Source organism: Billgrantia aerodenitrificans (assembly GCF_021404405.1).
In the GTDB taxonomy this organism is placed as follows: Bacteria; Pseudomonadota; Gammaproteobacteria; order Pseudomonadales; family Halomonadaceae; genus Halomonas; species Halomonas aerodenitrificans.
The window spans coordinates 20087-31352 of sequence record NZ_JABFTV010000019.1; the positions used below are offsets into that span (position 1 = coordinate 20087).

An 11266-nucleotide genomic window follows, 5' to 3' on the forward strand; every position below is an offset into this window, starting at 1 on the left:
CGTGTCATTTCGAGCAGGGTTCTATTCGGGCCCAGCGCTACTCAAGCTCAGTTCTGCACAAGCCAGTGTTACTCGAGATAGGTGTAGCCCTGCAGGCCGGCGGAGAGGTCGTCGAGGAAGTGCTCCTGCTCCTCTGCCGGCAGTCCGCTGTCGGCCAGCTGGCCGGCCAAGCGGTCGCGCAGCACCTTGGCATCGAAGTTGACGTAGGCCAGCACGTCGGAGACGCGGTCGCCCTGCTGGGCGTGGCTCAGCACCCACTCGCCGTTCTCGTCCAGGGCGGCGTCGACGGAATCGGTATCGCCGAACAGATTGTGCAGGTCGCCGAGGATCTCCTGGTAGGCGCCGACCAGGAAGAAGCCCAGCAGGCGCTCCTCGTCGTCGCGCCATTCCGGCAGCGGCAGGGTCGTTTCCACCCCCTGGCCGTCGACATAGCCGTCGATGCGGCCGTCGCTGTCGCAGGTGATGTCCTGGATCACGCCGCGGCGGCTGGGCTCGCGGTTGAGTCCGGTCAGCGGCAGCACCGGGAAGATCTGATCGATCCCCCACACGTCGGGCACCGACTGGAACAGCGAGAAGTTGACGAACAGCTTGTCGGCGAGCTTCTCGGCCAGTTCGTCGATGATCTCACGGTGGGCGCGGTTGCGGCTGTCGAGCCGCTCGCGCAGGCGCGCACAGGCAGCGAAGTAGACCCCTTCGGCCTCGGCGCGCACGGTGATGTCGGCCAGTCCCATGAGAAAGCGGTCATGCATCTCGCTCATGGCCTGCAGCAGGTCGTGCCATGCCTCCACCAGCTCGCGCGGCTCCACCGAGCCGTTGAGCAGGTCGTGCACGCGCCACAGCTCGTCGAGCTGAGGGTCGTCCTCGGCCAGGCGCTCCGGCGCCTCATCGTTGACCCGCTCCTCGCCGATCACGTTGGTGATCAGCACCGCGTGGTGGGCGGTAAGGGCACGGCCCGATTCGCTGATCAGATGCGGGTGGGGGATTTCCGCCTCGTTGCAGGCCTGGGCGAAGGCGCTGACCACATTACGCGCGTACTCGCGCATGGAGTAGTTGATCGAGCAGAAGCTGCGCGAACGGGTGCCTTCGTAGTCGATGCCCAGTCCGCCGCCGACGTCGACGGTGTCGATCGGTGCGCCCAGCGCCAGCAGGCTCTGGTAGAAGCGCGCACACTCGCGCAGGCCGACCTGAATGTCGCGGATGTTGGCGATCTGCGAGCCCAGGTGGAAGTGCACCAGCTGCAGGCTGCCGAGCGAGTCGGCTTCGCGCAGGCGTTCCACCACCGCCAGCATCTGGGCGGCGGTGAGACCGAACTTGGATTTCTCGCCGCCGGTGTCCTGCCACTTGCCCATGCCCACCGAGGCCAGGCGCGCGCGCAGGCCGATGCGCGGGGTGACGCCGAGGCGCTCGGCCTCCTCCAGGATCAGCGGCAGCTCGGAGAACTTCTCCACCACCAGGTAGACCCGATGGCCGAGTTTCTCGCCCATCAATGCCAGGCGGATGTACTCGCGGTCCTTGTAGCCGTTGCACACGATCAGCGAAGGGCCGTCGGCGGAAAGCGCCAGCACGGCGAGCAGTTCCGGCTTGCTGCCGGCCTCGAGGCCGACCCGGCCATGGCCGCGTTCGCGGGTGGCCAGTATCTCCTCGACCACGCGACGCTGCTGATTGACCTTGATCGGATAGACGGCGGTGTAGCCGCCTTGATACTCCTCCTCGCGCATGGCCAGGTCGAAGGCTTCACACAGCTGCTCGACGCGGTCGTGCAGGATGTCGCTGAAGCGGACCAGCACCGGCAGGCGCAGGTCGGCCTCGCGCAGCTGGTCCACCAGCGGTGCCAGCGGCAGGGCGGGGCCTTCGGCCTCGCTGCCGAGAGGGCGCACCAGGGCATGGCCGGCGTCGTCGACGTCGAAGTATCCGCTGCCCCACTGGTCGATGTTCCAGGTGCGGCGCGCGCGCTGGGCGGGACCGGAGGCTGCTCCCATGGATAGGCTCATGTATCGCTCGCTTCAGGCAGGGGCAGAGCGCCGTGGTTCAGGCGTGCCGTGAGAATGGTATGGAACTGCGCCGGGTCGTGGGGCGTCAGGTCGTGGGCCGGTGGGTCGACGTAGACCACCAGCAGACGTGACAGCCAGTAGCGCAGCGCGGTCATGCGCAGCATCGTCGGCCACACCTCGCGTTCGGCGGCGGTGAGGGGGCGGCGAGCCTGGTAGGCGCTGATGATGGCGTCGTGGCGGGCGCGGTCCAGGCGGCCATCGGGGCCGGAGGCCCAGTCGTTGATGACGATGGCCAGATCGAACAGCAGATCGCCCGTGCAGCCGTTGTAGAAATCGATGATACCGCCGAGGCGGTCGCCCTCGAACAGGGTATTGTCGCGGAACAGGTCGCCATGCAGCGCCCCGTGGGGCAGTTCGGGGGCATCGCCGAACACGCCCTGGTAGATCTCCACCTCGTCCTTCATCAGGGTCTGATCCTCGGGCGAGAGGTAGCCCAGCACCCTGTGGTGCATGGCCGTCAGCCAGTTCAGGTCGCGTGGGTTGGGACGATGGCCGGGAAAGTGCTGGGACACCGTGTGCATGCGCCCCAGCGCGTCGCCCAGGGCGCGGCACTGGGCCAGATTGGGTGACATCGGATGGCGGCCGGGCAGACGCGGAAACAGCAGCGAAGGCTTGCCGGCCAGGCTGTGCAGGGCGATGCCTTCGCGGTCGTGTACCGGGCCCGGCACCGGCAGGCGATGCTCGTCCAGGTAGTCGAGCAGCTCGACGAAGAACGGCAGCTCCTCATGCTCGCCCTGCTCGAACAGGGTCAGCACCAGCTCGTGGCGGTCGGTGGTGACGAAGAAGGTACTGTTCTCGGTACCGCCGGCGACCCCTGTCAGGGACACCAGCTCGCCGACATCGAAACGCCTGAGAAACTCTGCGACCTGTGCGTCGCTCAACGGGGTGAATACGGCCATGTGTCTCTCGCCCAGGTTGCCAAGCCGCCTATTGTAGCGTCTTGGCACTGTGATGCACGTCTGCTGGACAGGTTCCGACATTCACCCGGTGCAAGGGTCGGCTCGGCCGCTAGAAGCGACGCAGCACCCACTGCGGCACGGCGATGCGGTCGCCCTCCTGGCGCTCGAAGTTGCCGTCGCCGTCGTGGTCGACCAAAAAGTAGCTGGGGCCCCGGCTGGGGCGGATCTCGATGGCGTAGAGCTGGCCGTTCACCCGGTATTCGCGGATGGTCTGATCCGCTTCCTGGCGAATGGTGATGTCGGGTTCGACGTTGGCGGACTGGGCCAAGCTCGGCGTAGCCGCTGCCAGGCCGAGGCCGAGAGAAAGCAGTGCAACAGCCAGGAAACGAAGAGCGTTCATGTTGGCCTCCGAAAGACCGCTTGCGACAGTCGTTGCCACCGAATGGCTAACCCATCAACTGGCTAATCCATCGAATGGCTAACCATAGTGTATGACGTTGGACAGCGCGATCCCAACGATGGCGGCAAAAGCGGCGCGCAATGCGTATCATGGCTGATCAGAATCACATTTTCTTGCACAGACTCAACGGATGCCCGATTCATGGCCGACACGCCCATCGTTCTCGTCGACGGTTCGTCCTATCTCTACCGTGCCTTCCACGCCCTGCCGCCGCTGACCACCTCTACGGGTCAGCCCACCGGCGCCGTCAAGGGCGTGCTCAACATGCTCAAACGGTTGATCAAGGATTATCCGGACAGCCCCATGGCAGTGGTCTTCGATGCCAAGGGCAAGACCTTCCGCGATGAACTGTTCGAAGCGTACAAGGCCCAGCGTCCGCCGATGCCCGACGACCTGCGCAGCCAGGTGGAGCCGCTCTACGCCTGCGTGCGCGCCCTCGGCCTGCCGCTGCTGTGCGTCGAAGGCGTCGAGGCTGACGACGTCATCGGCACCCTGGCGCGGCTGGCCACCGAGGCCGGCCGCGACGCGGTGATCTCCACCGGCGACAAGGACATGGCGCAGTTAGTGAACTCGCACATCACCCTGGTCAACACCATGAAGGACGAGACCCTCGACGATGCCGGGGTCGAGGCCAAGTTTGGCCTGCCGCCGGCGCTGATCATCGACTTCCTGGCGCTGATGGGCGACAAGGTCGACAACATCCCCGGGGTACCGGGGGTGGGCGAGAAGACCGCCCTGGGCCTGCTGCAGGGCATGGGCGGCGGGCTCGATGCCATCTACGCCGACCTGGAGAGGGTCAAGACCCTCGACATTCGCGGGGCCAAGACGTTGCCCAAGAAGCTCGAAGAGCACCGCGAGATGGCTTATCTCTCCTACCAGCTGGCTACCATCAAGACCGACTGCGAGCTACCGGTGGGCCTCGACGATCTCGACATCGCTCACCCCGACCGCGAGGCGCTCAAGCAGCTCTACACCGAGCTCGAGTTCAAGGCCTGGCTCTCCGAGCTGCTGTCGGGCAAGGACGAGGGCGTCGATGACGTCGAGCGTGGCGCTGGAGTCGCCGGTACCGCCGCGGCGGGCAACCTCGACCCGGAGGCGCCGTCGGCCAGCGTGACGGCGTGCAAGAACCACACGATCCTGACCCAGGCCGAACTCGACGAGTGGCTGAGCCGGCTCGGCGCCTGCGAGGCCTTCTGCTTCGATCTCGAGACCAACAGCCTCAACTACATGGACGCCGAGATCGTCGGCGTGGGGCTGGCACTGGAGCCCGGCGAGGCGGCTTACGTGCCGCTGGCCCACGACTACCTCGACGTGCCCGAGCAGCTCGACCGGGCCGCGGTGCTCGCCGCCCTCAAGCCGCTGCTGGAGGACCCCTGCCGCGGCAAGATCGGCCAGAACCTCAAATATGACATTTCGGTGCTGGCCAACTACGACATCCGGGTGCGCGGGCCGCTCACCGACACCATGCTCGAATCCTACGTGCTCAATTCCACCGCCACTCGTCACGACATGGATTCGCTGGCGCTGAAATACCTGGGCCAGAAGACGGTGAGCTTCGAGGAGATCGCCGGCAAGGGCGCCAAGCAGCTCACCTTCAACCAGATCGACCTGGAGCAGGCCGTGCCCTACGCCTGCGAGGACGTCGACGTGACCCTGCGCCTGCACTGTGAGCTGCGGCCGCGCATCGAGGCCGAGGGGCGCCTGGCCGAGGTGCTGGACACCATCGAGCGGCCGCTGATCCCGGTGCTGTCGCGCATCGAGCGTACCGGGGTGGCGATCGACGCCGCGCGTCTGCACGCCCAGAGCCAGGAGCTCGAAGCGCGCATCGGCGAACTCGAAACCCGTGCCTTCGAGCTGGCCGGGCGCGAGTTCAACCTCGGCTCGCCCAAGCAGCTCGGCGAGATCCTGTTCGAGGAGCAGAAGATCCCGGTGCTCAAGAAGACGCCCAAGGGCGCGCCATCCACCGCCGAGGCCGTGCTCGAGGAGCTGGCGCTTGATTACCCGCTGCCCAAGGTGATCATGGAGCATCGCGGCCTGGCCAAGCTCAAGTCGACCTACACCGACAAGCTGCCGCGGCTGGTCAACAAGCGCACCGGGCGGCTGCACACCAGCTACCATCAGGCGGTCGCCGCCACCGGCCGGCTCTCCTCGTCCGATCCCAACCTGCAGAACATTCCGATCCGCACCGAGGAGGGGCGCAAGATCCGTCAGGCCTTCATCGCCCGGCCCGGCTATCGCATCGTCGCCGCCGACTACTCGCAGATCGAGCTGCGCATCATGGCGCATCTATCAGAAGACCAGGGGCTGCTCACCGCCTTTGCCGAGGGGCGCGACATCCACACCGCCACTGCCGCCGAGGTATTCGGCGTGGCGCTGGAGAAGGTCTCGGGCGAGCAGCGCCGCAGCGCCAAGGCGATCAACTTCGGGCTGATCTACGGCATGAGCGCCTGGGGGCTCTCCAAGCAGCTGCACATCGAGCGCAGCCAGGCGCAGACTTACATCGACCGCTACTTCGACCGCTACCCCGGCGTGGCCCGCTACATGGAGCGTATCCGTGCCCAGGCCGCCGACGACGGCTTCGTCGAAACCGTGTTCGGGAGGCGGCTCTATCTGCCCGAGATCCGCGCCCAGAACCACGCCCGACGCCAGGCCGCCGAGCGTACCGCTATCAACGCGCCGATGCAGGGCACCGCGGCGGACATCATCAAGCGCGCCATGATCGAGGTCGACGGCTGGCTGCAGGAGAGCGCCTTCGACGCCTGCATGGTCATGCAGGTCCACGACGAACTGGTATTCGAGGTCGGCGAAGGGCAGGTCGACGAGTTCATCGGCGAGGTGAAGGCGCGCATGCAGGCCGCCGCCGAGCTCAGCGTGCCGCTGATCGTCGAAGCCGAGAGTGGAGTCAATTGGGACGAAGCCCACTAGGGAAACACTGCACAAATGCCTGCGCGAGCGAATCGCTGCGTTGCGCGGTGCCGAAGCGTCGGACCGTCGGACCGTCGGAATCCTCACCTATACCCCATAGGCTCCGGTTGACTCTAAGCCTTCGGCTTCTCGCCCCTTCGGGGCCAGCCTACGGCTGTTTGTCGCTTCGCTCGGTACTGTGCTCCGTGCGCCTTGCGACCCACAGGGATGTGGGAAGTGCGTTGGTTCGTCGGGAACGAACCTAGCCGCTTCATCTCGCTCGTCGATTTGTTCAGCGTTTCCGAGATACACAATCAAAAACGCCACCGCGGCTGCGGTGGCGTTTTCGTTTCGGGCTTGCCGGCTAAGGCTTAGCGCCAGCCGACGCGATCAAAGATCCGTACCGCTTCCGGGTTGTTCTCACCCAGCACGCTGATGTTCAGGTCGTCCTTGTTCAGCTCGCCCCAAGACTTCAGTGTCTCGTCCATGTTCACGCCATCAACGACCGGATACTCGTAGTTGCCAGCGGCGAAGAACTCCTGAGCGGTGTCGGAAGCCAGGAACTCGAGGAAGCGGATGGCGTTGTCGCGGTTCGGCGAGGTGGCGACGACGCCCGCGCCGCCGACGTTGACGTGAATACCGCGGTCGTCCTGATTGGGGAACAGGATACCCACGCTTTCGGCAACGTTGCGGTCGGTTTCGCTGTCGGAGTTGAGCAGGCGAACGTAGTAGTAGTGGTTGGCCACGGCCAGGTCGCACTCGCCGGCAGCGACGGCGCGGATCTGGTCGGTGTCACCGCCCTCGGGCTGGCGCGCCAGGTTGTTGACGATGCCCTGAGCCCAGGCCTCGGCCTCTTCGGCGCCATGGTGGTCGATCATGGCCGCCAGCAACGACTGGTTGTAGATGTTGTTGGAAGAGCGAATGCAGATTTCACCCTCCCAGCGCGGGTCGGTCAGATCCTCGTAGGAGGTGATCTCGCTGGGGTCGACGTTTTCCGGGTTGTAGAAGATTGCCCGCACGCGCTGGCTGAAGCCGAACCACATGCCTTCCGGGTGGCGCATGGAATCCGGCAGGCGCTCGGCGAGCACGTCGGACTCGATAGCCTGGAAGATGCCCTCCTGCTCGGCGCGCCATAGACGGCCAGCATCCACGGTGATCATCACGTCGGCGGGGCTGGCAATACCCTCACGCTGAATGCGCTCGATGAGCTCGTCGGAATTGCCTTCCAGCAGATTGACCTTGATACCGGTCTCGTCGGTGAAGGCCTGATAGAGCTGCTCATCGACGTCGTAATGGCGAGCCGAGTAGAGGTTGACCTCGTCGGCTGCTACGGTGGTGGCAAAGGCCGAGCCGGCCAGCAGGGCGGCAAGCGGAGCGACGGCACGGTTACGCTGGGACATGATGCGGACCTCAAAAGCCAGGTGGTTTTGAACGATAATACGTTGCATTCAGTTCATTTCCATTGAAACGCTTCGCGTATGCGTCGTCAACCCGTTTCGCCCATTGCTTGTTCACGATGTGCTGCAGTTCTGACCAGAGGCAAGGGGAGCGAAGAAATGAAGACGAATGAGAGTAAATTTCAAACGCGTTCGCTGGACATTTCGGGTACGATATGTCCTACAACTTCCTTGACCAAGTCGCACCTATGACTAGCCAATCGAAGCCCACTGCACTAGGGCACACCCCCTATCGCCAGCCCGCCGTGCTGAGCATGGAGGGCGTCCATCATACATTCGACGGTCTGGCCGCCGTGCGAGGCGTCGACCTCGACGTGATGCCCGGTGAGGTCGTCTGCCTGCTGGGGCCATCGGGCTGCGGCAAGACAACGCTGCTGCGTATCGCCGCAGGCCTCGAAGTGCTGCAGCAGGGGCGCGTGACGCTCAACGGCGGCGAGATAGCAGTGCCCAAGGGCAGGCATGTGCCGCCGGAGAAACGCAACGTCGGCCTGGCCTTCCAGGACTCGGCGCTGTTTCCCCATCTTACGGTGCTGGAGAACGTAACCTTCGGGCTCAAGGGTGAGCCGCCGCACCAGCGTCGTGAGCGTGCCCTGACCCTGCTCGAGCAACTGGGCATGGAGAGCTATGCCGACTCCTATCCACACATGCTCTCCGGCGGGCAGCAGCAGCGCGTGGCGCTGGCGCGTGCCCTGGCGCCTTCACCGCAGCTGATGCTGCTCGACGAGCCTTTCTCCAGCCTCGATGCGCGCCTGCGCGACCGCATCCGCGACGACACCTTGCACGTACTCAAGAAAGTCGGCGCAGCCACCCTGCTGGTGACCCACGATCCCGAGGAGGCCATGTTCATGGCCGACCGCATTGCGCTGATGCGCGATGGTCGCATCGTTCAGGTGGGGACGCCGCGGGAGCTCTACTGTGCGCCCTGCGACCCCTTCGTGGTGGCCTTCTTCGGTGAGGTGAACGAGTTGCAGGGTGAGGTGCACGGCGGCCGGGTGATGACCCCGGTAGGCCCGGTGGAGGCCGGCTGGCTGCCGGAAGGGAGTCAGGCACAGGTGATGATCAGGCCTGAGGCGCTGCGCATCACCGAACACTTCGAACCGGCCCCGGAGCACCGCTACAGCCACGTGGTCATGTCCAAGTTGTTGGGGCGCAGCAGCTTGCTGCATATCTGTGCCCACGGCGAGGACGGCAGTGAAGCCCACCTGCATGCCCGGGTGCCCGGGGTATTTCTGCCCGCCGAAGGGCAGCGGGTGGATATTCACCTCGACCTGTCGCAGGTCTTCGTCTTTCCCTCAGCGCTTGCCTGACCCGGGGCGAGAGTGGCGCATGGCCATGCTCAGTAGCACCACTGGGATGATGCCGACGGCCACGATCGCCAGAGAGGCGGTCGAGGCCTCGGCTAGCCTCTCGTCAGAGGCCAGGCTGTAGGCCCTTACCGCCAGGGTATCGAAGTTGAAGGGGCGCAGGATGATGGTCGCCGGCAGCTCCTTCATGATGTCCACGAACACCAGGATGCCAGCCGCGAACAGACTGCCGCGCATGATCGGCGTATGCACGCGCTTGAGTGTGCCGGCCGGGGTTTGACCCAGGGTACGTGCCGCGGCATCCATGCTCGGTGTCACCTTGCCCAGGCTCGCCTCCACGGTGTTGAACGAAACTGCCAGGAAGCGCACCACATAGGCGTAGACCAGGATAAATGCCGTGCCGCTGAAGATCAGGCCGACGATCATGCCGTAGTGGGCGTGCAGCCATGTGTTGATGCTCTTGTCGAGCCAGGCGAAGGGAATCAGGATGCCGACGGCAATCACCGAGCCCGGGATGGCATAGCCCATCGAGGCGATCCGCGTGGCGATACGCGTCAGCGGGCTGTCGTGTAGGCGCACGCCGTAGCTGAGTATCACCGCCAGTCCTACCGCGATCAACGAGGCGATCACCGCCAGCTTCAGGCTATTCCAGGCAAAGCCGAGGAAGCGTGTGCCCCAAAGGGCATCGCCGGACGTAATGGCCATCTGTGCCAGCAGACCGCTGGGAATGAGAAAGCCGATCAGCACCGGCAGGGCACAGGCGGCGAAGGCCGCTGCGGCACGCCAGCCGTGCAGCCGGTACTCCGGCAACTGCTGATAGCGGTTGGTGGTATGGAAATACTGGCGTTTGCCCCGCGACCATCGCTCCAGCAGGATCAGTAGGAACACGAACAGCAGCAGGCAGGCGGCCAGTTGGGCGGCGGCCACCTGTTCACCGAGGCCGAACCAGGTGCGGTAGATGCCGGTGGTGAAGGTGTCGACACCGAAGAACTGCACTGCGCCGAACTCGTTCAGCGTTTCCATCAACACCAGCGAGACGCCGCCGACGATGGCCGGACGCGCCAGCGGCACGGCCACGGTGGCGAACAGGTTCCACGGGCCGCGCCCCAGCGTGCGGCCGACGTCGAGTACGCACACCGACTGCTCGAGGAAGGCGGCCCGCGCCAGCAGGTAGACGTAGGGGTAGAGCACCAGTGTGATCAGCGTGGCGGCGCCGCCCAACGAGCGAATGTTAGGGAAGTAGTAGTCGCCGCGGCCCCACTCGAACACCTCGCGCAGCCAGCTCTGCAAGGGGCCGGCATACTGCAGGAAATCGGTATAGGCGTAGGCGATCACGTAGGTGGGCACGGCCAGCGGCAGCAGCAGCGCCCATTCGAAGATCCGCCGCCCCGGGAAGCGGCACATCACTACCAGCCAGGCGGTGCCGGTACCGATGATCATGGTGCCGAGGCCCACCGTGACGGTGAGGTAGAGGGTATTGCTCACGTAGCGCCCCAGCACCGTGCTGGCCAAATGCTGCCAGACCCCCTCGGTGGGCATGACGATGTGGGCCAGCACCACCATCACCGGCAGGGCGACGACGAAGGCAACGCTGAGGATCAGGAGTGTCCAGGGGCTCATGCGACGAGTGATCGAGGCAAGCCCGGTAGCGGTGGAACGGAACAAGCGGAACTCCTTGACTGGCTGGCTCGGTGTCGCGGTAATGCGAGGTGGTCACGATTGGAAATGATATCAGTTGTCGCATTTGCCTGCAGCTGACCGATATCAATGAAAAGCGCCCGCATCCGGGGATGCGGGCGCCAAGGTCAGGCAGGGTGGCGATTCAATAACCAAGCATGAGCGACGGCAGCCCCGTCACCAGCACCGGGAAGAAAGCCATCAGCACGCAGGCCAGCACGATCAGTGCACAGAAGGGAATCACCGCCTTGTACAGATCGACGATCTCCACTCCCTTGGGCGCCACCCCTTTCAAGTAGAACAAGGCGTAGCCGAACGGCGGGGTGAGGAACGAGGTCTGCAGCACCACCGCCACCATCACCACGAACCACAGCACGTCCACGCCCATCTGATTGACGATCGGCAGCATGATCGGAAAGCTCAGCAGCACGATGCCGGTCCAGTCGAGGAACATCCCCAGCAGGAACACCAGGAACAGCATCAGGATCAGCGCCCCGGTGGTGCCGCCGGGCAT

Annotated in this window: 8 protein-coding genes; 2 read left to right on the forward strand and 6 right to left on the reverse strand. The window is 64.9% G+C overall.

Annotated features, from left to right (window positions below; all coding sequences use genetic code 11):
- Positions 1–68: 68 nt before the first annotated feature.
- From speA to HOP59_RS22800, 3 genes are all read right to left on the reverse strand, one after another.
- The gene (speA, locus tag HOP59_RS22790) at positions 69–1979 is read right to left on the reverse strand and encodes a biosynthetic arginine decarboxylase (RefSeq protein ID WP_010627441.1); all 1911 of its coding nucleotides are present in this window, start codon (positions 1977–1979) and stop codon (positions 69–71) included.
- Between the two features lie 8 nt (positions 1980–1987).
- Positions 1988–2950 (reverse strand): homoserine kinase, encoded by a 963-nt coding sequence (locus HOP59_RS22795; protein ID WP_010627442.1) that lies wholly within the window; start codon positions 2948–2950, stop codon positions 1988–1990.
- 109 nt (positions 2951–3059) lie between these two features.
- Complete coding sequence (locus HOP59_RS22800) at positions 3060–3350, reverse strand: DUF2782 domain-containing protein (RefSeq protein WP_010627443.1); 291 nt, start codon at positions 3348–3350, stop codon at positions 3060–3062.
- Positions 3351–3551: 201 nt separating this feature from the next.
- Between HOP59_RS22800 and polA the strand changes: the two genes are divergently transcribed.
- Positions 3552–6335: a DNA polymerase I gene (gene polA / locus HOP59_RS22805; RefSeq protein WP_010627444.1), complete on the forward strand. Its 2784-nt coding sequence runs from the start codon at positions 3552–3554 to the stop codon at positions 6333–6335.
- A 350-nt stretch (positions 6336–6685) separates the two neighbouring features.
- On the opposite strand, the gene HOP59_RS22810 is transcribed toward polA, so the two are convergent.
- Positions 6686–7714, reverse strand: a complete 1029-nt coding sequence (locus tag HOP59_RS22810; protein WP_026038000.1) for a Fe(3+) ABC transporter substrate-binding protein — start codon at positions 7712–7714, stop codon at positions 6686–6688.
- 245 nt (positions 7715–7959) lie between these two features.
- On the opposite strand from HOP59_RS22810, the gene HOP59_RS22815 reads away from it, so the two are divergent.
- Positions 7960–9078, forward strand: a complete 1119-nt coding sequence (locus HOP59_RS22815) for an ABC transporter ATP-binding protein (protein ID WP_026038001.1) — start codon at positions 7960–7962, stop codon at positions 9076–9078.
- Here HOP59_RS22815 and HOP59_RS22820 read toward each other — a convergent pair.
- Both HOP59_RS22820 and HOP59_RS22825 read right to left on the reverse strand, forming a co-directional pair.
- Positions 9064–10695, reverse strand: coding sequence for an ABC transporter permease (locus tag HOP59_RS22820; RefSeq protein ID WP_051004619.1), 1632 nt, complete (start codon positions 10693–10695; stop codon positions 9064–9066). The genes HOP59_RS22815 and HOP59_RS22820 overlap by 15 nt on opposite strands.
- A 202-nt stretch (positions 10696–10897) precedes the next feature.
- A partial coding sequence (locus tag HOP59_RS22825) for a TRAP transporter large permease subunit (protein WP_234255661.1) occupies positions 10898–11266 on the reverse strand: 369 nt, incomplete at its 5' end.

What these genes read in the sequence shown, in the direction of transcription:
- HOP59_RS22810 (WP_026038000.1), bottom strand. Translation starts at nt 7,714, where the DNA reads ATGTCCCAGCGTAACCGTGCCGTCGCTCCGCTTGCCGCCCTGCTGGCC.
- HOP59_RS22815 (WP_026038001.1), top strand. Translation starts at nt 7,960, where the DNA reads ATGACTAGCCAATCGAAGCCCACTGCACTAGGGCACACCCCCTATCGC.
- speA (WP_010627441.1), bottom strand. Translation starts at nt 1,979, where the DNA reads ATGGGAGCAGCCTCCGGTCCCGCCCAGCGCGCGCGCCGCACCTGGAAC.
- HOP59_RS22800 (WP_010627443.1), bottom strand. Translation starts at nt 3,350, where the DNA reads ATGAACGCTCTTCGTTTCCTGGCTGTTGCACTGCTTTCTCTCGGCCTC.
- polA (WP_010627444.1), top strand. Translation starts at nt 3,552, where the DNA reads ATGGCCGACACGCCCATCGTTCTCGTCGACGGTTCGTCCTATCTCTAC.
- HOP59_RS22795 (WP_010627442.1), bottom strand. Translation starts at nt 2,950, where the DNA reads ATGGCCGTATTCACCCCGTTGAGCGACGCACAGGTCGCAGAGTTTCTC.
- HOP59_RS22820 (WP_051004619.1), bottom strand. Translation starts at nt 10,695, where the DNA reads ATGAGCCCCTGGACACTCCTGATCCTCAGCGTTGCCTTCGTCGTCGCC.